We start from the raw sequence: 25,350 nt of genomic DNA, 5'->3' as shown, positions 1-25,350 counted from the left end.
GTACTGCAATCCTGTGGGAGAGTATGTCGCCGCCTTTCTTTTAAAAACCCTAATCAGTACGATTAGGGTTTTTTTGTTTTTAAAATTTATTGGATATTCGCTATTTTTTAATTGATTACTAATATCTTAAGTAGGTAGTAGTGCTTATCCTTATTTATTGAATTGATTTATTACTATTTTAAAACTATATTTGTTTTATGCAGTATTTTATAGAAGTCATTTTACCATTAGCTCTCCCAAAGTCTTTTACTTATGAGGTTTCGGAAGCCGAATTTAAGTATATTAATATTGGAATGCGGGTTGCTATTCCTTTTGGTAAGAGTAAAATTTTTACAGGATTAGTAATTGATAGGCATCATGTTTTGCCAGAATTATATAAGCCAAAGGAGATTCATCAAATTTTAGATGATATTCCAATTGTTAATACATTTCAGATTGAACATTGGAAATGGATAGCTAATTATTATATGTGTACTATCGGTGAAGTTTTTAAATCTGCATTACCTTCTAATTATATGCTTGAGAGTGAAACTATTGTATCGATTAAGATATCAGATAATTTTATTGATAAGTTAAGTTTAGCAGATGATGAGTATTTAATTGTTGAAGCTTTACATAGTCAATCTTCAATTACTTTAAATGAAATAAGTAAGATTTTAGGAAAGAAAACGATCTTTCCTGTTATAAATAAATTATTAGATAAAGGATTTTTAATTTTACAAGAAGAAATTTCAGAAACTTATAAGCCTAAGGTTGCTAAGTATGTTAAAATTAAGGATGAATTTTTAATTGAAGATAAATTAGTTGAATTATTAAACAGTTTATCTAAAGCAAAAAAGCAACATGAACTTATCTTAAAATATTTCCAATTAAATGCGTATGAAAAGAAGCCAATTTTAATAAAAAAACTTGTCGATTTTTCAGGAGTAAGTACTTCTATAGTTAAAAGTTTGATAGATAAAGAAGTTTTTGAAGAATATTGTTTAAATGAAGATAGAGTGATATTTGAAAAGGATAATTCTTCTTCTTTTGATTTGAGTGATTTTCAGTTGAAAGCTTTTGAGTTAATTAAATTAAATGAAAAAAAACATGATGTTACACTTTTACATGGTGTTACTGCTTCTGGAAAGACAGAAATTTATATTAAGTTAATTGAAGATTATATAAAAGCAGATAAACAAGTTTTGTTTCTTCTTCCAGAGATAGCATTAACAACTCAATTAGTTCAAAGGTTAACGGCATATTTTGGTAATCAGGTTTCTGTTTTTCATTCTAAGTATACAAATAATGAGCGTGTTGAAGTTTGGAATAATGTTTTAATTAATTCAGATAAAGCTAGAGTTGTTATTGGTGTTAGGAGTGCTCTTTTTCTACCTTTTTCTAATTTAGGTCTTATTGTTATAGATGAAGAACATGAACAGACATTTAAACAACAAGATCCTGCACCACGATATCATGCTAGAGATGCAGCCATTGTTTTGGCAAAACAGCATAATGCAAAAGTATTGTTAGGAAGTGCTACGCCTAGTTTAGAATCATATTATAATGTTAAAATTGGAAAGTATGGTTTAGTAGAACTTAAAGAAAGATTTGGTAATGTAGTATTGCCAGATATTGAGTTAGTAGATATTAAGGATAAATATTTTAGAAAAAAGATGAATGGTCATTTTTCTGATGTATTATTAAATAAAATTCAAGAGACTTTGTCATTAGGAGAACAAGTTATTTTATTTCAAAATCGAAGAGGCTTTTCTCCATTTGTTGAATGTATGACCTGTGGTCATGTTCCACATTGTCCTAGTTGTGATGTAAGCTTAACATATTATAAGTATAAAAATCAGTTAAGGTGTCATTATTGTAGTTATACAATATCAAATCCAACGCATTGCCATAGTTGTCAGTCAGTAGATTTATCGACTAAAGGATTTGGAACAGAGCAGATAGAATTAGAGTTAAAATCAATTTTTCCAGATAATACTATTGGACGAATGGATCAAGATACAACAAGAGGTAAATTTGGTTACGAAAAGATTATTGATTCATTTAAGAATAGAGAGTATGATATTTTAGTAGGAACGCAAATGTTAGCTAAAGGGTTGGATTTTGATAACGTAACATTAGTTGGAATTCTAAATGCAGATAATTTATTAAATCAACCAAATTTTAGAGCCTATGAAAGAGCTTTTCAAATGATGATTCAAGTAGCAGGAAGAGCAGGACGAAAAGAGAAAAAAGGAAATGTAATTATACAAACATATAACCCATATCATAATACAATTCAGCAAGTTTTGTCTAATGATTATGCCTCTATGTATAACGAGCAAATATATGATAGACAAAATTTTAAATATCCACCATTTTTTAGATTAATTAGATTAACGTTAAAACATAAAGATTTTGAAAGATTAAAAGAAGGATCTTTATGGATGTACAATGTGTTAGTTCAACATTTACAAATTCCTGTTTTAGGACCGGAAGAACCTGCTATTAGTAGAATAAGAAATCAGTATATAAGAACGATTATAATAAAAATTCCATCAAATGCTAATCTAGGAAAAACAAAGAATACGATACAAAGTACTTTGAAGAGCTTTGAATCGATTGCTCAATATAGGTCTATTAAGGTATCAATAAATGTAGATTATTATTAGATAGCTTCAATGGCTTTACTAATTACATCTTTTTTATTTCTACTAATAGGGATTTTTTGTCCATCAATTTCTGCAAATTTGCTATTGAATTTTTCAACTCTATCTAAATTTACAATGTATGACTTATGAATTCGAATAAACTTTCCTTGAGGTAATTCATTTTCAAATGACTTCATTGTGGATAATACTAGATGGCTTTCTTCATCAGTAACAACTTTAATATAATCACCATAGGCTTCAATCCATTTTATTTTATGAGTAAAAACTTTTAATTTTTTTAAGTTACTCTTAATAATAATAGTTTCACCTAATTCTTCATGAGAATCATTTCTTAATTGATGTAATTCAATAGCCTTTTTAACAGCTCTTAAAAAACGCTCTTTTGAAATTGGTTTTTGCAAAAAGTCTGTTGCTTCATAATCGAATGCTTTTACAGCATAATCAGCTTTTGAAGTTATAAAGATTATTTGGGGTTTAACTTTTAGTCCATCTAATAGGTCAAAACCGCTTATTAGAGGCATCTCTATGTCTAAAAATATTAAATCAACAATATTATTATTTAAAGAATTTTTTGCTTCTAACGCATTAGCAAAATCACCAACTAAATTAAGATTTGGGGATTCATTAACAAGCTTTGTTATCGTCATTCTTTGTATTGCACTATCATCAACAACTATACAATTCAACTTCATATACCTATAATTTAATGATAAAAGTATAGCAAAAAAATTAATACAGCAAATAAAAGCGTAATTATTGTGTAAAAAATGAACTATAAATTGTTATTTAAAATAAATTGACTATTTTTGCACTCAATTTTAAACAAATTAATATAATTTATTATGAATCACTATGAAACTGTTTTCATCTTGAATCCCGTTTTATCTGAACAACAGATAAAGGAAACAGTAAGTAAATTTGAAAGTTTTCTTACTTCTAAAGGGGCTGAGATGGTATCGAAAGAAGATTGGGGCTTGAAAAAATTAGCTTACGAAATTCAACACAAAAAAAGCGGATTTTATCATTTATTTGAATTCAAAGCTCCAGGAGATATAATCATTGGATTTGAAACTGAATTCCGTCGTGACGAGCGTATTATGCGTTTCTTAACTGTAGCTTTAGATAAGCATGCAATTTCTTGGGCTGAAAGAAGAAGAGTAAAATTAAAATCTAAATCAAACTAATTATGTCAACTTTAGAGCAATCTGCAAAAGGGAAAAAAGAGGGAGATATTAGATATCTTACTCCTTTGAATATAGAAACTAACAAGCAAAAAAAATACTGTCGTTTCAAAAAATCAGGTATTAAATATATCGATTATAAAGATGCTGACTTCTTATTAAAGTTTGTTAACGAACAAGGTAAAATTTTACCAAGAAGATTAACAGGTACTTCATTAAAGTATCAAAGAAAAGTGTCTGTAGCTGTTAAAAGAGCTCGTCACTTAGCTTTAATGCCATATGTGGCTGATTTATTAAAATAATTAAAAATAACAGTTGTTGGTTTTCAGTTAAAATGAAACCTAACTTCTAAAAATATAAGGACAACAACATGGAACTTATTTTAAAACAAGACGTACAGAATTTAGGATTTAAAGATGATATTGTAACTGTAAAAAATGGTTATGGTCGTAATTATTTAATTCCACAAGGATTTGCAGCTTTAGCAACTCCATCAGCAAAAAAAGTTTTAGCTGAAAATTTAAAACAAAAAGCACATAAAGAGCAAAAAATTGTTGACGATGCTAAGAAAGTTGCAGAGTCATTAAGAGCTTTAGATATTAAAATTTCTGCAAAAGCAGGTGGTGATAAATTATTTGGTTCTGTTACTAATGCTAATATTGCTGAAATATTAGAGAAAAACGGTCAATCAATTGATAAAAAATTCATTACAAGTGGTGTAGTTAAGCGTGTTGGTAAATATACAGCTAGCGTTAGACTTCATAGAGATGTAATTGTAGAATTACCTTATGAAATTATTGCAGAAAAAGCATAATTTTATAAAAAAAATTATAGTTAGCCCTTCATTATTGGAGGGCTTTTTTTTTATATTTACACCATGAAGTACGCTAGACTAACAAAAGAACAATTAGAAGAACTTCACCCAGAATTTATTACTTTTTTAGCAACACAATCTATTGATAAAAAGGAATGGGATGAATTAAAAAAAAATAACTCAGAAATAGTATCGCAAGAAATTGATATTTTTTCAGATATGATATGGGATAGAGCTGTTTCTAATGTTAATTTTATAGACCACTTTTCTAAAAATTATATTTTTCTATTTAAATGTGTAGAAAATATAGTTTATTCTTATGTAATTAATACAAAAGAAGAATCTGTTGATTTCCTTTCAACAGATGGAATAAATTGGTTAAGTGAAAATATTTTTTCAGACGTAATTGAAATTCAAAAAGGAAGAAAAGACATTTCTGATGATCGAAATGGAGCTCTTTTTTCAATAATTAAACAAGGTGGAATTATTAGTAAAGGTGAACTTTTTACAAAATTAGAACATTTATTAAATCAATAATATTTTTATGGATATTTTGCAATCTATTCAGGTTTTAAGAGAAGAATTAAATCAGCATAATTATAATTATTATGTTTTAGATAAACCTACAATTTCCGATTTTGAATTTGATACGAAATTAAAAGAATTACAAGATTTAGAAGCAAAATATCCTGAATTTTATGATGAAAACTCACCAACAGTTAGAGTAGGAGGAGCTATTACAAAGAATTTTGATACTATTCAGCATGAATATAGAATGTATTCTTTAGATAATTCTTATTCGAAAGAAGATTTACTAGATTGGCAAACACGATGTCAAAAAATATTAGGTGATGTTGATTTAGAATTTACTTGTGAGTTGAAATATGATGGGGCTTCAATAAGTATTCAATATGAAAATGGTAAATTAAAGCGAGCAGTTACTCGTGGAGATGGTTTTCAAGGAGATGATGTTACAAATAATGTTAAAACAATAAAATCGGTTCCTATAAAATTAAAAAATGATTTTCCAGAGAAATTTGAAATTAGAGGAGAAATAATTCTTCCTTTTTTAGGCTTTGAGAAAATGAATCAAGAGTTAATTGAAATAGGAGAAACACCTTATTCAAACCCTAGAAATACTGCTTCAGGAAGTTTAAAATTGCAAAATAGTGCAGAAGTTGCTAAAAGACCATTAGACTGTTTGTTGTATACTTTGGTAGGGAATAATTTACCTATTAAATCTCAATTTGAAGGATTACAAAAAGCAAGAGATTGGGGTTTTAAAGTACCAAATGAATCTAAATTGGTAAAAAGTATAAATGAAGTTTTTGAATTTATTAATTATTGGGATACACACCGTCATGAATTACCTTATGAAACTGATGGAGTTGTAATTAAAATAAATCAAGTTCAATATCAGGAAGAGTTAGGTTATACAGCTAAATCACCACGATGGGCTATTGCTTATAAGTTTAAAGCAGAACAGGTTACAACAATTTTAAATTCTATATCTTATCAAGTAGGAAGAACAGGAGCAATAACACCAGTTGCTAATCTTGAACCAGTACAATTAGCAGGAACCATTGTAAAAAGAGCTTCTTTGCATAATGCGGATCAAATTGCAAAATTAGATATTAGAATAGGAGATAGTGTTTTTGTTGAAAAAGGAGGAGAAATTATTCCTAAAATTATTGGAGTTAATTTAGAGGAAAGAAAATTAGAAAATCAACCTACAACTTATATAACACATTGTCCAGAATGTAATACGGAATTAATTAGAATTGAAGGAGAAGCAAATCATTATTGTCCTAATTTTTATGGATGTCCACCTCAAATTATAGGAAGAATTCAACATTATATCTCTAGAAAAGCTATGGATATTGATGGTTTAGGAGGTGAAACGGTTGCTCTTTTATATAATGCAGGTTTAATAAAAAATTATGCAGATTTATATGAGTTAACTAAAGACCAAGTTATTCCACTTGAACGTATGGCAGAGAAGTCTGCTGAGAATTTAATTAACGGAATCGAAAAATCTAAAAACATTCCTTTTGATAGTGTTTTATATGCTTTAGGAATTAGATATGTAGGAGAAACTGTGGCTAAAAAGCTAGCGAAACATTATAAAAATATTGATGCAATAGCTTCTGCAAGTTTAATGGATTTAATTCTAGTTGATGAAATTGGAGAAAAAATTGCAAAAAGTGTAGTCTTGTTTTTTGAAAATGAAACAAACATTGAAATTATAGAAAGGCTTAAAAGTAATGGGATACAATTTGAATTAGATGAAAAATTAAATACGAATGTATCGGATAAATTATCAGGGAAAGTATTTGTTGTTTCTGGAGTTTTTGAAATTTATTCTAGAGACGATCTAAAAAAAGCAATTGAAGATAATGGAGGAAAAGTAGGAAGTTCAATATCCTCAAAAACAGATTATGTAATTGCGGGCGATAATATGGGACCAGCTAAATTAGAAAAAGCAAATAAGCTAGGAATACCAATTATTAATGAGCAAGAGTTTAATGTATTGATTAATGATTAAACTTAACGCTTCTCTTTATTTATATATTTGTTCAGCAGTTTTATATGTTTTGTCAATTATAATGCAATGTGAAATGCTTACGTTGATTACAAAACCAATATTTATACCCGCTATTATTTTTTATTATTTTACACAAGAAGAAAATGAATTCAATTATTTGTTTGTAAAATCATTAGTGTTTTTTTTTATTGGAGAAATGTTCTTTTTAATAAATTTTAAGGATTGTTTTTTTGCAGGTTTATCATTTTTATTGTTTCCAAACTTTATAATAATTTATTTTATTTATGAAGATTTTAGGATTTTAATGAAAACTAGAAATTTAAAACAATTAGATGTAACATTAATTATGTTATCTTCTATTCTGTTTTATTTGCTATTCAATATCTTTAATTTATTAGAATTTGATTCAATATATGAATTTTTGTACTTCATGATTTTTGGAACTTCACTCCTTGTTATGACGGTTTTAACAGCAATTTTATTTATTTATTCTAGCTATAGGAAAAATACATATTTAGTTTTTGCAGTATTCTCATTATTAATGGCGCATTTGTTTCTTGTGCTAGATATGCAATTTTTAAATTTATTAACTTTTAAATATTTAAATGCTTTTTCTCAAACAATTGCATATTTATTTTATACTAAATATTTTTTAGAAAGAAGTATTTTAGAAAACAGGTTGAAAACCATTGATGGTTAAAACTTAAATGCTATATAGTTCCTAAATGTAGAAACTATATAGCATTTAAAAGAGTATAGAATATTTTTATGAAACTTATAGAATAATATTTCTAGTAGTATTATCGTATTTTTTATTGTTAGACAAATAGAAGTCAATTCTACCAAGGTTAATTCCAAAACATCCAACTTGATTCACTAGTACTGCTTTTCCATCAACATTAGTTTCTATGACAGGTTTGTCTAAAAAAGTGTGACTATGACCTCCAATAATTAAATCAATATCTTTTGTTTGTTTTGCAAGTAATATATCGCAAACTTTATCAGGTTCGTTTCTGTAATTAAAACCAAGATGAGAAAGACAAATAACTAAATCACACTTTTTATCTTCTTTTAATATCCTAGTCATATCTTTTGCAACTTCAATAGGATTATTGTAGACTGTTTCTTTATATAGTTTTTTATCAACTAATCCGTCAAGCTCAACGCCTAATCCAAATATTCCAATTTTAATTCCGTCTTTTATAATTATTTTATAAGGTTTTACAATTCCATCTAATATAGTATTTGTAAAATCATAATTTGCTGAAACAAAGTCAAAGCTAGCATGTGGTAATTGTGCATGAAAACCATCAATTCCATTGTCAAAATCATGATTCCCCATTGTAGCTAAATCATATTTCATCATACTCATTAGTTTAAACTCTAATTCACCACCATAATAATTAAAATAAGGAGTTCCTTGAAAAATATCTCCAGCATCTAAAAGAAGAACATTTTTTTCTTCTTTTCTAATTTGTTCTATTACACTTGCTCTTCTTGCTGCTCCACCCATATTTGGATTTCTTGGATGATCCGCAGGAAATGGATCTATATGGCTATGAACATCATTAGTGTGTAGAATTATTATTTTTTTCTCCTCAATAGTTGAAAAACTACTTAATGATAATCCTCCAACTGTTAATAAAGCCGAACTGGCTGCTGTTTTTTGTAAAAAATCTCTTCTTTGCATAGTTTATAGGCTTTATTTTATGATAATTCTTTCTGTTGTTATATTAGGTAATGTATCTATTTTCTTAAAATAGTCAATAAATAAATTTCTTAACTTGTAATCAATATCATATTTTAATGAACTATCTCTAAAAAATGTCATGCTATCTCCACCACTAGCTAAATAATCAGAAGTTGCTACATAATATATTTTATTATCATCAATAGAGTGATTGTTTATTTTTATATCCATTACAGTATTTTCATCCTTATTTGTATAGATTGTTATACCTGCTAAAGGATGCGGTTTTTTTTCTTTTATAATATAATCAGCTAAAGCTCTTACTTCTTTACCTTTTAAACCAATAATCATAATACTATTTTCAAAAGGCATTATTTCGTAGGCAGTTCTAGACGTAACATTCCCTTTAGGAATAATAGCTCTTATTCCTCCATGGTTTAGTAAACAAAAATCAATATCTTTATTTTCTCTTTTAAGAAATATAGGCTTACTAAATGCTAAAGTTGTTTCTGCAAATAAGTTGCCAATATTAGTCTGCCATTTGCCTTTACTTTTTTCTTGATTTACAGGATTGTAAGCCAAAACACTGTCTAAATCTTTAGTAATGTGTTCTCTATAAGGTTGTATGAATTTTTCTATTTCAGTATTACTAGTATAAGATTCATTGATGTTAATTCTTTTACCTTCAACTTCATATATATTAGATTTAGAAGTTTTACAAGAGACTATAAATAGGAATGTTAATAATATAACAAAATAACTATATTTTACTCTTTTCTTTTTTACATTTACCATCCTTTAAATAGGTTTAAATATTTATTTTTGTCGAACACGTAAAATTACTATGTTTTCTAGAATAATTAAGAGGTTTTTCCTAAAAAAAATAATTAAGAAAAGGTTATCTAAGTATAACCTAGATGTAACTAATGATAAAATTAAAACAATAGGTGTTATTGTAGATACAACTTATTTTTTTGATAAAGAAAAGCTTATATCGGAAATTAAATCACACAGCAATCATTTTGAAGATATAAGAATGATAGCATATCGGGATAAAATAAAAAATAAAAGCGAAAATGAATCACTTTTTTTCTCCATGAAAGATATTACTATCACAGGAGGAATTGGTGCAAAGCATATTCAGGATTTTGTAGATTATCCTTTCGATTTGTTAATTAATTATTTTGATGAAGAAAAATTACCATTATTATTAATTGCAAAAAAATCAAAAGCAAAATTTAAAATGGGATTTTCAACAGTAGACAAAAGAATCCATCATTTTATGTTAGCCTTGGAAATGAAAAACTATAAAGAGTTTGTCTCTGAATTATTCAAATATTTAAAAATACTTAATAAAATATAACATGAAAAAGTTTGAAGGTACTGGTGTAGCACTAGTTACTCCATTTAAAGAAGATTTTTCAATAGATGTTGAAGCATTAAAAAGAATCGTAGATTTTGTAACCAAAGGCGGAGTAGAATATCTTGTTGTTTTAGGAACAACGGCAGAATCAGCAACTTTGTCTCAAGATGAAAAAGAATTAGTCATAAAGACTATTGTAGAAGCTAATGCAGGTAGATTACCATTAGTTTTAGGAGTAGGAGGAAATAATACACTGAAAGTAGTAGAAGAATTAAAATCAAGAGATTTGTCAAAATTTGATGCTATTTTATCTGTTTCACCATATTATAATAAACCAACGCAAGAAGGAATTTATCAGCATTTTAAAGCAGTTGCAGAAGCTTCATCAATTCCTGTTATTTTATACAATGTACCTGGAAGAACAGCAAGTAATGTATTGCCATCAACAATTATTCGTTTAGCAAATGATTTTAAAAATGTTATAGGTGTTAAAGAAGCAGCAGGAGACATTGTGCAAGCTATGCGATTGATTCAAAATAAACCAGAGAATTTTTTAATTATTTCTGGAGATGACATGATTACTCTTCCAATGGTTTTAGCAGGAGGTTCTGGAGTAATTTCAGTAATTGGTCAAGGTTTTCCAAAAGAATTTTCTGAAATGGTACGTCTTGGATTGCAAGAAAAAGGAAAAGAAGCTTATAAGTTGCATTATCTTTTAGCAGATTCAATCGATATGATTTTTGAACAAGGTAATCCAGCGGGAATTAAAGAAGTTTTTAAAACACTTGGTTTGTCAGAAAATACGGTTCGTTTACCATTAGTTAATGTAGATGAAAATTTAGCTAATAAACTAAAAAATTTTACGAAAAAAATAAGCTAAAAAAAGATTTCCATAGTATTTAAATTATGTCTAAATTTGCAGTTGCTTTTTTAGGTGTTAATTCATGTGTATTAAAAAAGTAAAAAAATAAAATCAATGAATAAATTTATCTGTTTCATCCTTATTATTATTTCACTTTCATCTTGTAGTGAATATCAAAAAGCTTTAAAAAGCGAAGATTTAGCACTCAAGAGTAAAACGGCAAATGATTTATATGAAAAAGGGAAATACACAAAAGCACTGCGTTTATATGAGCAGATAATACCAGCTTATAGAGGAAAGCCACAAGCAGAGCGTTTGTTTTATATGTTTTCAAAATCATATTATAATACTAAACAATATTATTTAGCAGGATATCAGTTTGAAAGTTTTGCATCAAGTTATCCTAAAAGTGAGAAAAGAGAAGAAGCTGCTTTTTTAGGAGCTGAATGTTTCTATAGATTATCACCTAGGTATAGTTTAGATCAAATTGATACAGAAAAAGCACTTTCTAAATTGCAAAAATTTATTGATACTTATCCTGATTCAGAATATTTACCAAAAGCAAATGAGTACGTTAAGGAATTAAGAGAAAAATTAGAAAAGAAAGCTTTTGAAATAGCGAAACAATATTATACTATTTCAGATCACCGATTAGAATATAATGCAGCATTGAAAGCTTTAGATAATTTTATTTCAGATTATCCAGGAACCCCTTTTAAAGAAGAAGCATTATTTTTAAAATTTAGCACGGCTTATAAATTAGCAATTAATAGTGTTGAATATAAAAAAGAAGATCGATTAAATCTTGCTAAAACAATGTACAATAGTTTTATTAAGTTTAATTCAGAATCACAATTTAAGCCAAAGGCTGACACAATGTTAGCAACAATTGACAAAGAATTACAACAATTTTCTAAATAAATTAAATCATGGATTTAAAAAAGACTACAGCTCCAGTTAACACAATCACTTATAATAAAAGTAAGATTGAAGAGCCAACAGGGAACGTTTATGAAGCTATAACAATTATGGCTAAGAGAGCAGGTCAAATTAATACCGAAATTAAAAAGGAATTAATTGAAAAATTAGAAGAATTTGCAACTTACAATGATAGTTTAGAAGAAATCTTTGAAAACAAAGAACAAATTGAAGTTTCAAAATTTTATGAAAAATTACCTAAACCTCACGCTTTAGCTGTTCAAGAATGGTTAGAAGGTAAAATTTATCATAGAGAAGCAAAATAATACATGAGTATGACTGTATTAAGTGGTAAAAAAATCTTGCTAGGAGTTTCAGGAGGAATTGCCGCTTATAAAACAGCACATCTTGTTAGACTTTTTATAAAAGCAGGTGCTCAAGTACAAGTTGTTATGACACCTGCTTCTAAAGATTTTGTTACACCTTTAACTTTATCTACACTTTCTAAAAATCCCGTTCATTCTAGTTTTTACAACGAAGATGATGAAAATGCAATATGGAATAATCATGTTGAGCTAGCTCTATGGGCAGATTATATGCTTATTGCACCAGCAACTGCAAATACAATGTCTAAAATGGCAAATGGCAATTGCGATAATCTTTTAATTGCTACGTATTTGTCTTCTAAATGTCCAGTATACTTTGCACCAGCAATGGATTTGGATATGTACAAACATCCTTCTACATTGGAAAGTTTTAATAAATTACAAAAGTTTGGTAATACTATTATTCCAGCAGAAAGCGGAGAACTAGCAAGTGGACTTTCTGGAGAAGGAAGAATGGCAGAACCAGAAAATATAATATCTTTTATAGAAAAGGATATTACTTCAAAACTACCTTTAAAAGGGAAGAGAATTTTAATTACCGCAGGACCTACTTATGAAGCCATTGATCCAGTACGTTTTATTGGAAATCATTCTTCAGGAAAAATGGGATTTGATATAGCAAGAATTGCAGCTCATAATGGAGCTGAAGTAATTTTAGTAGCTGGTCCAACTCATTTGAAAGTAGAGCATCCTTTTATACATTTAAGAAGAGTGCAATCAGCACAAGAAATGTATGACGTTTGTCATGAATATTTTGAAGAAGTAAATGTAACAATAGCAGCAGCAGCAGTTGCGGATTATAGACCAAAAAATGTTGCACTTCAGAAAATAAAAAAGAATGATCCTACGTTTATAATAGAGTTAGAGAAAACAAAAGACATCTTAGCTTCTTTAGGAGAAAAGAAAAAAAATCAGTTTTTAATTGGTTTTGCATTAGAAACAGAAAATGAAATTGAACATGCAAAGCTGAAAATTCAGAAAAAAAACTTAGATTTGATAGTTTTAAATTCTTTAAATGATAAAGGAGCTGGTTTTGGTCATGATACTAATAAAGTTACCTTTATAGATAAACAGTTTATTGTTGAACCAATGAACTTAAAAAGTAAAGAATCTGTAGCTCAGGATATTATAAATAAAATTATTCAACATTATGATGCGTAACTGGTTAACTATATTTATTGTTGTTATTTCATTCCAAATGAATTTTGCACAAGAACTGAATGCTTCAGTATCAGTAAATGCTGAGCGAATGACCGATGTTAACCCTCAAATATTTAAAAATTTAGAGAAACAAGTTTCAGAGTTTTTAAATACAACAAAATGGACAAATCGTGAATACGAGCAAAATGAAAAAATTGAATGTAATTTTTTTATAAATGTTTCAGAATTCAATTCAAATAATATTTCAGCTACATTACAAATTCAATCTTCAAGGCCAATTTTTAATTCAACATATAGTTCACCAATATTAAATTTGAATGATAAAGATTTTAGTTTCAGATTTATAGAATTTGAACAATTAATATTTGACCAGAATTCATTTAATTCAAACCTTACATCTGTTTTAGCGTTTTATGTTAATATAATACTAGGTTTAGATATGGATTCTTACAGTGAATTAGGAGGAACAAAATATTTAGGAGTTGCATCAAATATTATGAATGTTGCACAATCTAGTGGTTATAAAGGATGGTCACAATCTGAAGGCAATAATAATAATCGTTATTTTTTAATTTCAGATATGCTTTCAAACACATATTCACCTTATAGAACATCGTTGTATGAATACCATTTCAAAGGATTGGATCTTATGGCAGATGATTTGAAAAAAGGGAAAGAAGGTATTGCAAATTCAATTGAAACATTAGCTAAAATTCAAAAATCAAGACCAAATGCATTATTGACACGTACCTTTTTTGATGCAAAAACAGACGAAATTGTACAAATATTTACTGGTGGACCAATGACAAATAATGCAGCGTTACTAGAAACGCTTAATAGAATTTCTCCATTAAATTCTATTAAATGGAATAAAATTAGATAAAATCTTAAAATACACACAATACTATGCTCTTATCACTTTCGATAAAAAACTATGCATTGATAGAATCTTTAGAAATTGAATTTTCGAACCAATTTTCTATTATAACTGGTGAAACTGGAGCAGGAAAATCCATACTTTTAGGAGCATTAGGATTAGTTCTAGGAAATAGAGCCGACTTATCTGTATTGAAAGATAAAGAACAAAAATGTGTTATTGAAGCTGTTTTTTCTCTTTCAAATTATAATTTAGAACCTTTTTTTGTAGAAAAAGAATTAGATTATGAAGCGCAAACTATTATTAGAAGAGAGATTTTACCTTCTGGAAAATCGAGAGCATTTATAAACGATAGTCCAGTTAATTTAAATGAATTACAAGCTCTATCTGTTTTTTTAATTGATATTCATTCTCAACATGAAACACGTGAATTGTTAAATGAAGAATATCAATTCCAAATAGTTGATGCTGTAGCAAAAAATGAAAAGCGAATAATAAGTTATAGAAAAGGATTAAGCTTGTTAAACAAAACAAATAAAGAATTAACCAAACTTATAGCTGAAAAGGAGTCGCTTTCTAAAGAACAAGAATATAATAGCTTCCTTTTAGAAGAATTATTAGCAGCAAATCTAAAAGTAGAAGAACAAGCAGAATTAGAAGAAGAATTAGAGAAGTTAAGTAATGTTGAATTTATAAAAGAAAATATAGACAAAGCACTTAGCTTGGCTAATGAAGAGCAATTAGGAACAATTATTACCCTTAATGAAATTAAACAATCATTTCAGAAAATTGCAACATTTTCAAAAGAGTATAATGATTTTCATGAAAGAGTTACAAGTGTTTCTATAGAACTACAAGATATTATTGATGAATGTTACTCAAATTCAGAAAAAATAATTAATGATCCTGAACGTTTGGAACTTGTAAATACAAAATTACAAACGATTTATAGCTTACAAAAGAAACATCAAGTTACTACTGTTGAAGAGCTATTAAAGATTCAAAATGATTTAGATTCAAAAGTCCTTAGAGCAGATGATTTAGACACAGAAATAGAGAATAAGAAGGGTGAGTTAGAAGAAATTAAAGAAAAAGTAAATCTAGTAGCTGAACTTATTACAAAGGCAAGAAATGAAGCGGCTCCAATTTTAGCTAAAAAAATAGAAACCATTTTAGCATTATTAGGAATGCCTGATGCAAAAGTCTTTTTTGAAATAAAAGAAACAGAAAGCTTTACAAAATTCGGAAAAGATGTTATCAATTTATTATTTTCTGCAAATAAAGGACTTCAATTAGGCGCTATAAAGAAAATGGCATCAGGAGGAGAAATGTCTAGAATAATGCTTGCTGTAAAAGCTGTTTTAGCTAATTATTCTAAATTGCCAACCATTATTTTTGATGAAATAGATACAGGAGTTTCAGGAGAAATTGCAAATAAAATGGGTGAAATTATGAAAGAGATGAGTAAGAATATGCAAGTTTTTGCCATTACACATTTACCTCAAATTGCAGCCAAAGGAAATCAACATTATAAAGTGTTTAAATACAATGTAAAAGATGATACCCTTTCTGAATTAAAGTTATTAAATAATGAAGAAAGAATTGTTGAAATTGCTGAAATGTTGTCAGGAAAAGATATTTCAGATTCAGCCTTAAATCATGCAAAAGCTTTGTTGAACTAATTTATAAACTTTATATTTGTTTCTTCAAATTATAAGTAAATAGTAGCTATAAAAGATTACCTTAATAGGTATAAATACACAACGATATGATAATAGAACCAAGAATGAGAGGTTTCATTTGTTTAACATCGCACCCAAAAGGATGTGAACAAAATGTAAAAAATCAAATAGCATATATCAAATCAAAAGGAATTATTGACGGTGCTAAAAAAGTATTAGTTATTGGTGCTTCAACAGGATTTGGATTAGCATCAAGAATTACAAGTGCATTTGGTTCAAATGCTTCAACAATAGGTGTTTTCTTTGAAAAAGCACCAAGTGAAGGTAAAACAGCTTCTCCAGGATGGTATAATTCTGCTGCATTTGAAGATGAAGCAAAAAAAGCAGGTTTATATGCAAAAAGTATTAATGGAGATGCTTTTTCAAATGAAGTAAAACAGCAAACATTAGATTTAATAAAACAAGACTTAGGTCAGGTAGATTTAGTTATTTATAGTTTAGCTTCACCAGTTCGTTTACATCCAGTAACAGGTGTTTTACACCGTTCTACATTAAAGCCTATTGGAGGAACTTTTACAAATAAAACAGTTGATTTTCATACAGGAAAAGTGTCAGATGTTTCAATTGAACCAGCAAATGAAGACGATATTGAAAATACAGTGACTGTAATGGGAGGAGAAGATTGGGCAATGTGGATGAAAGCTTTGAAAGATGCTGACTTATTAGCAGATGGAGCGCAAACTATTGCATATTCTTATATAGGACCATCATTAACGGAAGCCGTTTATAGAAAAGGAACTATTGGGCGTGCTAAAGATCATTTAGAAGCAACTGCTTTTGAAATTGCAGACGAATTAAAATCGATTAACGGAAGAGCTTATGTTTCTGTAAATAAAGCTTTGGTTACACAAGCAAGTTCAGCTATTCCTGTAATACCTTTATATATATCATTATTATACAAAATAATGAAAGAAGAAGGAATTCATGAAGGTTGTATAGAACAAATTCAAAGATTATATGCCGATAGATTGTTTTCTGGGAAAGAATTGCCTTTAGATGATAAAGGAAGAATTCGTATTGATGATTGGGAAATGAGAGAAGATGTTCAGGCTAGAATTGTTAAACTTTGGGAAGAAGCAACAACAGAAAATTTAAGTGAAATAGGAGACTTAGCAGGTTATAAGCAAGATTTCTTAAATTTATTTGGATTTGGTTTTGATGGGGTTGACTATTTAGCCGAAGCAAACGAAATGGTGCAAGTGTCAAGTATTCAGTAAATAAGCACTTTATTGTTGAAATAATTTTAAGTAAAATATATAATTACAATTTATGTATAATTTATTAAAAGGAAAAAGAGGAATTATTTTTGGTGCATTAGACGAAAATTCTATTGCTTGGAAAACAGCAGAACGTGTACATGAAGAAGGTGGAACATTTGTATTGACTAATGCTCCAATTGCAATGCGCATGGGAACTATTAAAGATTTAGCAGAGAAAACAGGTTCACAAATTATTCCTGCTGATGCAACATCTGTAGAAGATATTGAAAATTTAGTAGACAAAGCTGTTGAAATTTTAGGAGGAAAGATTGATTTCGTTTTGCATTCAATAGGAATGTCAGTAAATGTTAGAAAAGGAAATCATTACACCAATCAAAATTATGATTACACTCAAAAAGGATGGGATGTATCTGCCGTTTCTTTTCATAAAGTAATGCAAGTATTGCATAAAAAAGAAGCCATGGCAGAATGGGGAAGCATTGTAGCTTTAACTTATATGGCTGCACAACGTGTTTTTCCAGATTATAATGACATGGCTGATAATAAAGCATATTTAGAGTCTATTGCTCGTAGCTTTGGATATTTCTTTGGAAGAGATAAAAAAGTACGAGTAAATACTATTTCTCAATCTCCAACACCTACAACAGCAGGACAAGGAGTAAAGGGGTTTGATGGATTTATTGCTTATGCTGATAAAATGTCTCCGTTAGGAAATGCAACAGCTTTAGATTGTGCAAACTATACAGTTTCTATGTTTTCTGATTTAACACGAATGGTTACATTGCAGAATTTATTTCATGATGGTGGTTTTTCTAATATGGGAGTAAGTCAAGCAGTAATTGATTATTTTGATAAAGAGTAATTTTTTTGAAAATAAGAATAAAAAAACTCCTAAACTTTAAAGTTTAGGAGTTTTTGCTTTTAGAACTTTAATTGATCATAATATATTATAATTTTCTATCTTTTTCTTCAATCTCTACATCATTTATACTCGCAAAACGTTTACTCATTAATCCGTTTTCGTCAAATTCCCAATTTTCGTTTCCATAAGCTCGATACCAGTTACCATCCTTTGTTTGATATTCATATTCAAACCTAACTGCTATTCTATTATCAGTATGAGCCCAATATTCTTTTTTTAGTTTATAATTTAACTCTGTCTGCCATTTTTTAGTAAGAAATGTGATAATTTCTTCTCTTCCATTAATGAATTGATTTCTATTTCTCCATTCGCTAGTTATGGTATAAGCATTTGCTATTTTTTTTGCATCTTGACTATTCCATGCATCTTCTGCCATTTGAATTTTTTCTTTCGCTGTTTCTAATGAAAAGGGCGGAAGAGGATATTTTTGTTCCATTTTTATTTGATTAATGTATTAATAATATTTTTAGATTGTTCTATTAGTTCATTTGATTTGAACATTTGACTTTCAATGATACTACTCTCGAAAAGTAAGTACACATGATCAGATACATATTTTTCTTTTAGTATTTCAAAAAAATAATGCCTTAAATCTTTTTTATGATTTTGAATGCAGGTTAATATTTTAGTGTTCTCAGGTTGTATTTCCGAAAGAATGTTAAGAAAGCTACAGCCTCTAAAGTCTTCTTTTTCATTCATGTAAATAAGAAAATTAAAGCTTGAAATTACTTTCTCTTTTGCGTTATTTTTTTTGGAAGTAAATTTTATTAATTCTTCAAACCAGAACTGATGACGAATTTTTAAAAATTCAAGACATAAATTTTCTTTAGAACTAAAATGTTGATAAAAACTAGCTTTTGCAACTTTAGCTTCTGCAATTATTTGATTTATACCTGTTGAATTATACCCTTGTTTATGGAATAACTCAAAAGTTGTATTTAATATTCTTTCTTTCGGTAAGAGCATAAATTAATTCTTTATTGCAAATATAAACATTTTTACTCTGTACAGACAAGTCTGTCTATTGTTTTTAAATAAAAAAATCTCAAAATTTAGAACTTGAGATTTTAGATGAATTTATTTATTATGTGTCACAACTAACGTTATCCCAATCTTGTCCCATATAGTTGATAAGCCAATTTAATGCATAATGACGTTCATATACAATACCTGGATGAATTGTTTCTATATTTTGTTGGTTAATTCTAGCATCAACACAAGCCCAATCATATCTATAGTATAAATCAGCCATATCCAATAAATCAGCTACAGAACGACTTTCGATTACATTGTTAATAAAATCATTAGGATCTTTATCTTGACCAACAGGATATTGCTCATAAGGAATTTGATTTAAATCACATAATTCATTTGGAAAGGCTAAAGTATCAAAGCTCTTTAAAGCCCACATTAAAGTATAAATAGCTTCACATTTCCATGTTTCATACATTTTCTTTTCTTCAGTTGGATCAGTTAAAAAGTCTTTTTCTTTAAGAGTAACAAATTCCCATAAATTGTATTCTTTTAGGTATTCTATTGCTTCTTCGCTTGAAATAGTATTAAAAGCTACCATATTTGTAACTGCCAAAACGCTAACTCTTCGTGCTATCTCTTTTATCGAACGAATAGTTGTTTCTTCTTCCGATTCAATACAAGGAAGATTTTTATTAATCTTAATATTATAATCGGTTAAAGTATTTTCATTTCTGTTTTTTCGTTCAAGTTGCTCGTCTGTAACAGTATTTTGTTCTTCATCAAAATAAATAGAGTTGATAGAAACATCTAATTTTTCAATTTCACAATTTCCTTCAGTGTCAATAATTAATTGTAAATTTTTATCTAAGAAATGCTGAGATGTTGATTTACTTATAATTGTATTTGGTTGAGTAAATATAACAGTATCAAATTTATTTGCAATTTCTTCAATTATAGACTTTAGTTGGTTAATTGTTCCTGCTATTTCTTCAACGGAAAACTCACTATTTAAGGTTAGTATTTTTTGAAGAAAAAAACCTTTTATTGCTTCGTTTCTTGTTGGTAATGAGCTTACATAACCATAAAGCCCTTTTAGGTTATCAGTTAATGAGCTATCACTAATTTGAGGAATTTGATAAGATGGTTCTTTTCTTTCTCTATAAGTAACCCTTATTTTTTTAGCTGGTTTTAAAAGATTTTCTTTTAATGTAATCTCTGCAATAGTAGATTCATTTTCTGTTTTTGTTTCTATTTTTGCTTTTGGAATTGTATTCTTTATTATTTCTAAAATAGTTTTAAAACCGATTTGATGTGAATAAAATGTGCAAATCATTTATGTAGTATTTTTTTTAAGTTTCAAAAATACTTAAAATGCTTTATTTAGATGAGGTTTAATAAAATAAAAAAATCATATTTTACTTAAATAATCTACTATTATATCCGCAGTAATTTGACTTCCTTCTAAAGAAGGGTGAAAACCATCTGAACTATAATAATTTAAATTTTTTGTTCTGTCAAAATGTTCTTTCCATATTTTCCCAACAGGAAGTAATATAGCATTATTTATTATTGCAGCATCACTATAATTTTTGATTACATTGTCAAATGAATGATAATAATTAAGAGAAGGCCAAACCATAAAATAGCATAATTTAGTATTGCTTTTTTTACATAAATCATTATATTTTTTTCCATAGTCTATTAATATTTCTCTTCCTTCTATTTGAGAAGAAGGACCTTGTTGGATAATGACATAGTCATGTTTATTCTGAGCAATATTTTCTTGAACTTTTTCATCATTCCAATGATCTGCAATCGAATAATTTGGGAAAGCAATCATTTGAGTTTTTATGATTAAATTTTTTTTCTTGCCAGTTTTCTTTATCAGTTTTGGAAGGTTATTAGTATAAGTAAGGCTATTTCCAATAAATAAAATACTAATTTCAGTTTTTGAATCAATATTGGGGTAATATGAATTTGATGAGCTAAAAATGATGCTCATAAAGAAAAATAATATAAGCTTTAATTTATTCATGTTTTAGAATATCTATAATAAAAATGTTTAGTTTTCTAACACAAAATCCTTGAAATAGATTAATTAAAAGACTTCTATGCTAAACAGTATTATTTTATAATAATATCATATTTTGACAATAAGCCTTGTAATCCTTCTAGTGAAAATTGTGCTTTTTTTATTTTATTTATTTCAGGATCAAGAGTGTAGTTGAAACTTGTTGTGAAATCAGCTTTGTTAAGTGTTGTTTCTATGAAAACGGTTCTGCGTAAGTCGCAATGATCAAAGATTGCTTCTGTTAAATCGGTTTTCATAAAATCGGCAGAAACAAGACTACAACCTGTAAATCTTATCTTTTTTAATTTTAAAGCATAAAATTTGGAATAATCTAAAAGGCAGTCTGTAAAATTAAAATCGTAAATAACTTGATCTGTCATGGCAAAATTTACATTTGTAAAGTCGCATTTAAAAAATTCTACACCACGTAAAGAAACATAATTAATTTTAGTATCATTAAAATTACATTCTGTAAATGTACAATCTATAAAATATACGCTAGTAAAATAGCAGTTTCTAAAATCACAATTGATAAATTGACAATTTTCAAATTCTTTATATTTAATATCATCTTCTTTGAAAATATTTCCTGAAAATTGTTGATCTTGAAAAAAATCGTTTGCCATTTTACGATATTTTGGATATTTGTTTTTATAATAGCATTTACAAAGTTGAATGTAGATGATGTGTTATTTCTTTTTCCGTTTAGCTGCTTTTTTTGCTTCAGCAGCTCTGTTTCTAGGCGCTGTTTTTCTAGGTTTTGTTTTTCCAGGTCCACCAAGATTTACTTTCTTATTTTTATCTTTCTTTTCATGGAAAGCAGCACCTCTTTCGTCAGTATTTATTTTTTTACCAATAGATTTAAATCTACGTTTGTCTTTTTCAAATTCAAGTTTTTTCTCTGAAATTTCAATAGAATCGGGCATTTCTAAAATATCAATTTCCATATTCATTAGCATTTCAACAGCTAATAATTTTTCGTCTTCATAAGGTGCCACAAAACTAATAGCAATACCTTCTTTGTCAGCACGACCTGTTCTACCAATTCTATGAATATATTGTTCTGGAATTTCAGAAAATTGTAAATTGAAAACATGAGTAATATTTGAAATATCTAAACCACGAGCCATTACATCGGTTGTGATGATTCCTCTTAGTTTTGCATTTTGAAAATTAGCCATTGTATTCAAACGGTAATTTTGAGATTTATTAGAGTGGATTACTCCAAACTGATCTGGGAAATCTTCATTTAATAATTCAAAAGCAACATCTACTAATTTTTTATTGTTTACGAAAATTAAAACACGCTCTGTTGTTTCATCTGTAGATAAAAGATGTTTAATTACGTTAACTTTCGTAAGGAAATTAGGTACATGATATAATTTTTGAGTAATTTGCTCTAATGGTGTTCCACTAGGAGCTAAAGATACTTCTTCTGGAAATTCAAAAAACTCATCTAAAACAGCATCTACATCTTCAGTCATAGTAGCAGAAAACAGAATATTTTGTCTTTTGCTTTTCATCATAGATAGGATAGATGTTAATTGAACGCGAAAACCAAGATTTAAGATTTCATCAAACTCATCAATAACTAATTTTTGTAAAGCATCGAAACGTAAAACTCCATCAAGAGCTAAATCCATTGTTCGTCCTGGAGTTCCTACTAAAATATCAACTCCTTCAGCTAAACTTTTACGTTGAGTATTGATATTAACGCCTCCATAAATACCAAGTGAACGAACAGACATAAATTGGGTTAGTTTCTCCACTTCTTCTACTACTTGAACTACAAGTTCGCGAGTAGGTACAAGGATAAGAACTCTAGGAGAATCTGTATTTTGAAATTTCCATTGTTTTAAAATAGGAACTAAATACGCAAATGTTTTACCCGTACCAGTTTGAGCAATTCCCATCATGTCTCTTCCTGATAAAACCACTGAAAATGATTTTTCCTGAATTGGAGTTGGATGAACAAAACCTAGTTCATCTATTGCTTTTTGAAGTGATTTAGGTAAGTCGAAATCTTGAAATGTTTTCATCAATGCTGTATTTTGGGCAAAGGTACGTAATCTTTTTGGGATTGAAGATGTTGCTTTATGTAACTTAGATTACATTTTTTGAGAATGTTTTTTTGTAATTTCGTAATATAAAAGAAATAGTTATGAATGAAAAATTTAATGCACTTATAGGACAGGAACAATTAACCTTGGTAGATTTTTATGCTGACTGGTGTGGACCGTGTAAAACAATGTCGCCTATATTACAAGAAACAAAATCGATATTGAAAGATGAGGTTAAAATTATTAAAATAAATGTTGATCAATATCAAGATTTAGCGAGTGAATTTATGGTAAGAGGTGTGCCGACTTTAATTTTATTTAAAGAAGGTAAAATGTTATGGAGACAATCAGGAGTTGTTTCATCAAGAGACTTAGTTTCAATTATTAAACAGCAATTGAATTAATTTTTTTGTATATTTAGACGTCAAAAAAGAATTGTTTTTAGATATAAATGGTTTAAAAAGATTCAAAAATTGACTTCTTAAATTATTTAAAATAAAATACGAATGAAATTTAGATTAGTAATTATTAGCTTTGTTTTCTTAGCAGCAACTGCTTGTTTAAAAGAAAAAACAGAAGGTATTACCGTTTCTGATGTTGTGTTTGAGCAGAGAATGAATGAGAAAGATGTGCAATTAGTTGATGTGAGAACTTCTGATGAGTTTTCTTCTGGGCATCTTATAAATGCTATGAATATTGATGTTAAAGCCGATGATTTTGATGTTAAAGTGACTAATCTAGATAAACAAAAACCAGTTTTAGTATATTGTAAATCAGGAGGAAGAAGTAGTAAAGCTGTTGAGAAACTTAAAAATCTAGGTTTTACTAATATTGTAGAGTTAGATGGAGGAATTACGAGTTGGAAAGCGAATGGAAAACCAATAGAAAATTAATTTAATATTATATATCTTATGAAAAAAAATATTGGGAATGGAGATCGTTTTCTTCGAATTATTATTGGTGTAATTGCATTGATATTAGGGCTTTCAGGTTCTATTGATGGTACACTAAAATGGATTGTATTAGTATTAGGTTTAGTAATGGTTGTTACATCTTCAATACAATTTTGCGGAATTTATGCACTTTTAGGTATAAATACTTGTAAAGTGAAGCATCATAAGAAAAATAAAAGATAAAAAAACCGACCATAAGGTCGGTTTGATATTTAAAAATTAGGAGACAGATTGTATTTTTTATAAAAATTATCAAGTGCTTCTAATACTTGGTCTTCATTGTCAACAATTGTAAATAAATCTAAATCGTGAGAGCTTACATTGTTGAATTTTTCTAAAAGTACTGTTTTTACCCAATCCATTAAACCGCTCCAGAACTCTGTTCCGACTAATATTATAGGGAATTTAGCAATTTTTTTAGTTTGAATTAGCGTAATTGCTTCAAATAATTCATCCAATGTTCCAAAACCACCTGGCATTACTACAAATCCTTGAGAATATTTTACAAACATTACTTTTCTTACGAAGAAATAATCAAAATTTAAGTTTTTATCTCTATCAATATAAGGGTTGAAATGTTGTTCAAAAGGTAAATCGATGTTTAAACCTACCGAAGTTCCACCACCATAATGAGCTCCTTTATTTCCAGCTTCCATAATACCAGGACCACCACCAGTAATAACACCATAACCACCTTTACTAATTTTATAGGCTATTTTTTCAGCTAATAAATAGTATTTGTCTTCTGGTTTTGTTCTTGCCGAACCAAATATAGATACACAAGGGCCAATTCTTCCCATTGCTTCATATCCATTAACAAATTCAGACATGATTTTAAAAATTGCCCAAGAATCGTTTGTTCTTATTTCGTTCCAAGTTTTTTGTTTGAATTTCTCTTGAATTCTGTAATCTTCGTTTTCGTATTGCTCTAATGCCATTTTTCTTTTCTTATTTTAAAA

Annotated in this window: 29 protein-coding genes; 19 read left to right on the top strand and 10 right to left on the bottom strand. The window is 28.2% G+C overall.

The window, feature by feature from the left end; all coding sequences use genetic code 11:
• Window positions 1-197 precede the first annotated feature (197 nt).
• Window positions 198-2,651, top strand: coding sequence for a primosomal protein N' (gene priA / locus SY27_RS15125; protein WP_045971804.1), 2,454 nt, complete (start codon window positions 198-200; stop codon window positions 2,649-2,651).
• Here the strand turns inward: priA and SY27_RS15120 are convergent.
• Window positions 2,648-3,343 (bottom strand): LytTR family DNA-binding domain-containing protein, encoded by a 696-nt coding sequence (locus tag SY27_RS15120; RefSeq protein ID WP_045971802.1) that lies wholly within the window; start codon window positions 3,341-3,343, stop codon window positions 2,648-2,650. The genes priA and SY27_RS15120 overlap by 4 nt on opposite strands.
• A gap of 150 nt (window positions 3,344-3,493) precedes the next feature.
• On the opposite strand from SY27_RS15120, the gene rpsF reads away from it, so the two are divergent.
• The 6 genes from rpsF to SY27_RS15090 all read left to right on the top strand — a co-directional run bounded on the left by rpsF (window position 3,494) and on the right by SY27_RS15090 (window position 7,891).
• Window positions 3,494-3,835, top strand: a complete 342-nt coding sequence (rpsF, locus tag SY27_RS15115; protein ID WP_045971800.1) for a 30S ribosomal protein S6 — start codon at window positions 3,494-3,496, stop codon at window positions 3,833-3,835.
• Window positions 3,836-3,837: 2 nt separating this feature from the next.
• Window positions 3,838-4,134 (top strand): 30S ribosomal protein S18, encoded by a 297-nt coding sequence (gene rpsR / locus SY27_RS15110; RefSeq protein ID WP_045971798.1) that lies wholly within the window; start codon window positions 3,838-3,840, stop codon window positions 4,132-4,134.
• 68 nt (window positions 4,135-4,202) lie between these two features.
• Window positions 4,203-4,646: a 50S ribosomal protein L9 gene (gene rplI / locus SY27_RS15105; RefSeq protein WP_045971796.1), complete on the top strand. Its 444-nt coding sequence runs from the start codon at window positions 4,203-4,205 to the stop codon at window positions 4,644-4,646.
• Window positions 4,647-4,709: 63 nt separating this feature from the next.
• Entirely contained in the window at window positions 4,710-5,183 is a 474-nt protein-coding gene (locus SY27_RS15100; protein ID WP_045971794.1) for a DUF6495 family protein, read from the top strand.
• Between the two features lie 7 nt (window positions 5,184-5,190).
• Entirely contained in the window at window positions 5,191-7,191 is a 2,001-nt protein-coding gene (gene ligA / locus SY27_RS15095) for an NAD-dependent DNA ligase LigA (protein WP_045971792.1), read from the top strand.
• On the top strand, window positions 7,184-7,891 hold the full coding sequence (locus SY27_RS15090; RefSeq protein ID WP_045971790.1) for a hypothetical protein: 708 nt from the start codon (window positions 7,184-7,186) through the stop codon (window positions 7,889-7,891). Before ligA ends, SY27_RS15090 begins: the two co-directional genes overlap by 8 nt.
• Window positions 7,892-7,966: 75 nt before the next feature.
• Here SY27_RS15090 and SY27_RS15085 read toward each other — a convergent pair whose 3' ends face one another.
• Together SY27_RS15085 and SY27_RS15080 are read right to left on the bottom strand one after the other, a co-directional pair.
• Window positions 7,967-8,881: a bifunctional UDP-sugar hydrolase/5'-nucleotidase gene (locus SY27_RS15085; RefSeq protein ID WP_045971788.1), complete on the bottom strand. Its 915-nt coding sequence runs from the start codon at window positions 8,879-8,881 to the stop codon at window positions 7,967-7,969.
• A gap of 12 nt (window positions 8,882-8,893) precedes the next feature.
• Window positions 8,894-9,676 (bottom strand): 5'-nucleotidase C-terminal domain-containing protein, encoded by a 783-nt coding sequence (locus SY27_RS15080; protein ID WP_045971786.1) that lies wholly within the window; start codon window positions 9,674-9,676, stop codon window positions 8,894-8,896.
• A 49-nt stretch (window positions 9,677-9,725) separates the two neighbouring features.
• On the opposite strand from SY27_RS15080, the gene SY27_RS15075 reads away from it, so the two are divergent.
• The 9 genes from SY27_RS15075 to SY27_RS15035 all read left to right on the top strand — a co-directional run bounded on the left by SY27_RS15075 (window position 9,726) and on the right by SY27_RS15035 (window position 18,272).
• On the top strand, window positions 9,726-10,244 hold the full coding sequence (locus SY27_RS15075) for a hypothetical protein (RefSeq protein WP_045971784.1): 519 nt from the start codon (window positions 9,726-9,728) through the stop codon (window positions 10,242-10,244).
• Between the two features lies 1 nt (window position 10,245).
• Window positions 10,246-11,124, top strand: a complete 879-nt coding sequence (dapA, locus tag SY27_RS15070; protein WP_045971782.1) for a 4-hydroxy-tetrahydrodipicolinate synthase — start codon at window positions 10,246-10,248, stop codon at window positions 11,122-11,124.
• 96 nt (window positions 11,125-11,220) lie between these two features.
• Window positions 11,221-12,027: an outer membrane protein assembly factor BamD gene (locus SY27_RS15065; protein WP_045971780.1), complete on the top strand. Its 807-nt coding sequence runs from the start codon at window positions 11,221-11,223 to the stop codon at window positions 12,025-12,027.
• 8 nt (window positions 12,028-12,035) lie between these two features.
• Window positions 12,036-12,350, top strand: coding sequence for a DNA-directed RNA polymerase subunit omega (locus SY27_RS15060; protein ID WP_045971778.1), 315 nt, complete (start codon window positions 12,036-12,038; stop codon window positions 12,348-12,350).
• Window positions 12,351-12,359: 9 nt separating this feature from the next.
• Window positions 12,360-13,571: a bifunctional phosphopantothenoylcysteine decarboxylase/phosphopantothenate--cysteine ligase CoaBC gene (coaBC, locus tag SY27_RS15055; protein WP_045971776.1), complete on the top strand. Its 1,212-nt coding sequence runs from the start codon at window positions 12,360-12,362 to the stop codon at window positions 13,569-13,571.
• Window positions 13,561-14,454 carry a DUF4835 family protein gene (locus SY27_RS15050; RefSeq protein WP_082084374.1) on the top strand — a complete coding sequence of 298 codons (894 nt, stop codon included), beginning with the start codon at window positions 13,561-13,563 and terminating at the stop codon, window positions 14,452-14,454. Before coaBC ends, SY27_RS15050 begins: the two co-directional genes overlap by 11 nt.
• 23 nt (window positions 14,455-14,477) lie before the next feature.
• Entirely contained in the window at window positions 14,478-16,130 is a 1,653-nt protein-coding gene (gene recN / locus SY27_RS15045) for a DNA repair protein RecN (protein WP_045971774.1), read from the top strand.
• Window positions 16,131-16,216: 86 nt separating this feature from the next.
• Window positions 16,217-17,407: an enoyl-ACP reductase FabV gene (gene fabV, locus SY27_RS15040; protein ID WP_045971772.1), complete on the top strand. Its 1,191-nt coding sequence runs from the start codon at window positions 16,217-16,219 to the stop codon at window positions 17,405-17,407.
• A gap of 52 nt (window positions 17,408-17,459) precedes the next feature.
• Entirely contained in the window at window positions 17,460-18,272 is an 813-nt protein-coding gene (locus SY27_RS15035) for an enoyl-ACP reductase (RefSeq protein ID WP_045971769.1), read from the top strand.
• Between the two features lie 85 nt (window positions 18,273-18,357).
• Here the strand turns inward: SY27_RS15035 and SY27_RS15030 are convergent, their stop codons facing one another.
• The 6 genes from SY27_RS15030 to SY27_RS15005 form a co-directional block, all read right to left on the bottom strand.
• Window positions 18,358-18,768 (bottom strand): nuclear transport factor 2 family protein, encoded by a 411-nt coding sequence (locus tag SY27_RS15030; protein ID WP_045971767.1) that lies wholly within the window; start codon window positions 18,766-18,768, stop codon window positions 18,358-18,360.
• Window positions 18,769-18,770: 2 nt separating this feature from the next.
• Window positions 18,771-19,298, bottom strand: coding sequence for a TetR/AcrR family transcriptional regulator (locus tag SY27_RS15025; RefSeq protein WP_045971765.1), 528 nt, complete (start codon window positions 19,296-19,298; stop codon window positions 18,771-18,773).
• 118 nt (window positions 19,299-19,416) lie between these two features.
• On the bottom strand, window positions 19,417-20,640 hold the full coding sequence (locus tag SY27_RS15020) for a DUF4272 domain-containing protein (protein WP_045971763.1): 1,224 nt from the start codon (window positions 20,638-20,640) through the stop codon (window positions 19,417-19,419).
• Window positions 20,641-20,715: 75 nt separating this feature from the next.
• A complete protein-coding gene (locus SY27_RS15015; protein WP_045971761.1) occupies window positions 20,716-21,342 on the bottom strand; it encodes an SGNH/GDSL hydrolase family protein in 627 nt (208 codons plus the stop codon).
• A gap of 89 nt (window positions 21,343-21,431) precedes the next feature.
• Entirely contained in the window at window positions 21,432-22,004 is a 573-nt protein-coding gene (locus tag SY27_RS15010; protein ID WP_045971758.1) for a pentapeptide repeat-containing protein, read from the bottom strand.
• A gap of 63 nt (window positions 22,005-22,067) precedes the next feature.
• Entirely contained in the window at window positions 22,068-23,417 is a 1,350-nt protein-coding gene (locus tag SY27_RS15005; RefSeq protein WP_045971756.1) for a DEAD/DEAH box helicase, read from the bottom strand.
• 122 nt (window positions 23,418-23,539) lie between these two features.
• Here SY27_RS15005 and trxA point away from each other — a divergent pair, with 122 nt between their 5' ends.
• From trxA to SY27_RS14990, 3 genes are all read left to right on the top strand, one after another.
• A complete protein-coding gene (gene trxA / locus SY27_RS15000) occupies window positions 23,540-23,842 on the top strand; it encodes a thioredoxin (protein WP_045971754.1) in 303 nt (100 codons plus the stop codon).
• A 102-nt stretch (window positions 23,843-23,944) separates the two neighbouring features.
• Entirely contained in the window at window positions 23,945-24,331 is a 387-nt protein-coding gene (locus tag SY27_RS14995) for a rhodanese-like domain-containing protein (RefSeq protein ID WP_045971752.1), read from the top strand.
• Between the two features lie 18 nt (window positions 24,332-24,349).
• Window positions 24,350-24,574 carry a DUF2892 domain-containing protein gene (locus SY27_RS14990; protein WP_045971750.1) on the top strand — a complete coding sequence of 75 codons (225 nt, stop codon included), beginning with the start codon at window positions 24,350-24,352 and terminating at the stop codon, window positions 24,572-24,574.
• Between the two features lie 29 nt (window positions 24,575-24,603).
• Here the strand turns inward: SY27_RS14990 and SY27_RS14985 are convergent, their stop codons facing one another.
• Entirely contained in the window at window positions 24,604-25,329 is a 726-nt protein-coding gene (locus SY27_RS14985) for a TIGR00730 family Rossman fold protein (protein ID WP_045971747.1), read from the bottom strand.
• Between the last annotated feature and the right edge of the window lie 21 nt (window positions 25,330-25,350).

Origin of the sequence: Flavobacterium sp. 316, from assembly GCF_000967805.1 — a bacterium.
Lineage (GTDB): Bacteria > Bacteroidota > Bacteroidia > Flavobacteriales > Flavobacteriaceae > Flavobacterium > Flavobacterium sediminilitoris.
Note: the sequence above shows the minus strand (reverse complement) of the source record. Positions and strands in the feature narration are given on the sequence as shown.

Bases quoted from the DNA above. Each gene is read 5' to 3' on its own strand.
- SY27_RS15120 (WP_045971802.1), bottom strand. From the start codon at position 3,343: ATGAAGTTGAATTGTATAGTTGTTGATGATAGTGCAATACAAAGAATG.
- SY27_RS15015 (WP_045971761.1), bottom strand. From the start codon at position 21,342: ATGAATAAATTAAAGCTTATATTATTTTTCTTTATGAGCATCATTTTT.
- SY27_RS15010 (WP_045971758.1), bottom strand. From the start codon at position 22,004: ATGGCAAACGATTTTTTTCAAGATCAACAATTTTCAGGAAATATTTTC.
- fabV (WP_045971772.1), top strand. From the start codon at position 16,217: ATGATAATAGAACCAAGAATGAGAGGTTTCATTTGTTTAACATCGCAC.
- ligA (WP_045971792.1), top strand. From the start codon at position 5,191: ATGGATATTTTGCAATCTATTCAGGTTTTAAGAGAAGAATTAAATCAG.
- SY27_RS15080 (WP_045971786.1), bottom strand. From the start codon at position 9,676: ATGGTAAATGTAAAAAAGAAAAGAGTAAAATATAGTTATTTTGTTATA.
- SY27_RS15050 (WP_082084374.1), top strand. From the start codon at position 13,561: ATGATGCGTAACTGGTTAACTATATTTATTGTTGTTATTTCATTCCAA.
- trxA (WP_045971754.1), top strand. From the start codon at position 23,540: ATGAATGAAAAATTTAATGCACTTATAGGACAGGAACAATTAACCTTG.
- priA (WP_045971804.1), top strand. From the start codon at position 198: ATGCAGTATTTTATAGAAGTCATTTTACCATTAGCTCTCCCAAAGTCT.
- SY27_RS15035 (WP_045971769.1), top strand. From the start codon at position 17,460: ATGTATAATTTATTAAAAGGAAAAAGAGGAATTATTTTTGGTGCATTA.
- SY27_RS15020 (WP_045971763.1), bottom strand. From the start codon at position 20,640: ATGATTTGCACATTTTATTCACATCAAATCGGTTTTAAAACTATTTTA.
- SY27_RS14990 (WP_045971750.1), top strand. From the start codon at position 24,350: ATGAAAAAAAATATTGGGAATGGAGATCGTTTTCTTCGAATTATTATT.
- SY27_RS14995 (WP_045971752.1), top strand. From the start codon at position 23,945: ATGAAATTTAGATTAGTAATTATTAGCTTTGTTTTCTTAGCAGCAACT.
- dapA (WP_045971782.1), top strand. From the start codon at position 10,246: ATGAAAAAGTTTGAAGGTACTGGTGTAGCACTAGTTACTCCATTTAAA.
- coaBC (WP_045971776.1), top strand. From the start codon at position 12,360: ATGACTGTATTAAGTGGTAAAAAAATCTTGCTAGGAGTTTCAGGAGGA.
- SY27_RS14985 (WP_045971747.1), bottom strand. From the start codon at position 25,329: ATGGCATTAGAGCAATACGAAAACGAAGATTACAGAATTCAAGAGAAA.
- SY27_RS15025 (WP_045971765.1), bottom strand. From the start codon at position 19,298: ATGCTCTTACCGAAAGAAAGAATATTAAATACAACTTTTGAGTTATTC.
- SY27_RS15065 (WP_045971780.1), top strand. From the start codon at position 11,221: ATGAATAAATTTATCTGTTTCATCCTTATTATTATTTCACTTTCATCT.
- SY27_RS15005 (WP_045971756.1), bottom strand. From the start codon at position 23,417: ATGAAAACATTTCAAGATTTCGACTTACCTAAATCACTTCAAAAAGCA.
- SY27_RS15090 (WP_045971790.1), top strand. From the start codon at position 7,184: ATGATTAAACTTAACGCTTCTCTTTATTTATATATTTGTTCAGCAGTT.
- rplI (WP_045971796.1), top strand. From the start codon at position 4,203: ATGGAACTTATTTTAAAACAAGACGTACAGAATTTAGGATTTAAAGAT.
- rpsR (WP_045971798.1), top strand. From the start codon at position 3,838: ATGTCAACTTTAGAGCAATCTGCAAAAGGGAAAAAAGAGGGAGATATT.
- recN (WP_045971774.1), top strand. From the start codon at position 14,478: ATGCTCTTATCACTTTCGATAAAAAACTATGCATTGATAGAATCTTTA.
- rpsF (WP_045971800.1), top strand. From the start codon at position 3,494: ATGAATCACTATGAAACTGTTTTCATCTTGAATCCCGTTTTATCTGAA.
- SY27_RS15030 (WP_045971767.1), bottom strand. From the start codon at position 18,768: ATGGAACAAAAATATCCTCTTCCGCCCTTTTCATTAGAAACAGCGAAA.
- SY27_RS15085 (WP_045971788.1), bottom strand. From the start codon at position 8,881: ATGCAAAGAAGAGATTTTTTACAAAAAACAGCAGCCAGTTCGGCTTTA.
- SY27_RS15075 (WP_045971784.1), top strand. From the start codon at position 9,726: ATGTTTTCTAGAATAATTAAGAGGTTTTTCCTAAAAAAAATAATTAAG.
- SY27_RS15100 (WP_045971794.1), top strand. From the start codon at position 4,710: ATGAAGTACGCTAGACTAACAAAAGAACAATTAGAAGAACTTCACCCA.
- SY27_RS15060 (WP_045971778.1), top strand. From the start codon at position 12,036: ATGGATTTAAAAAAGACTACAGCTCCAGTTAACACAATCACTTATAAT.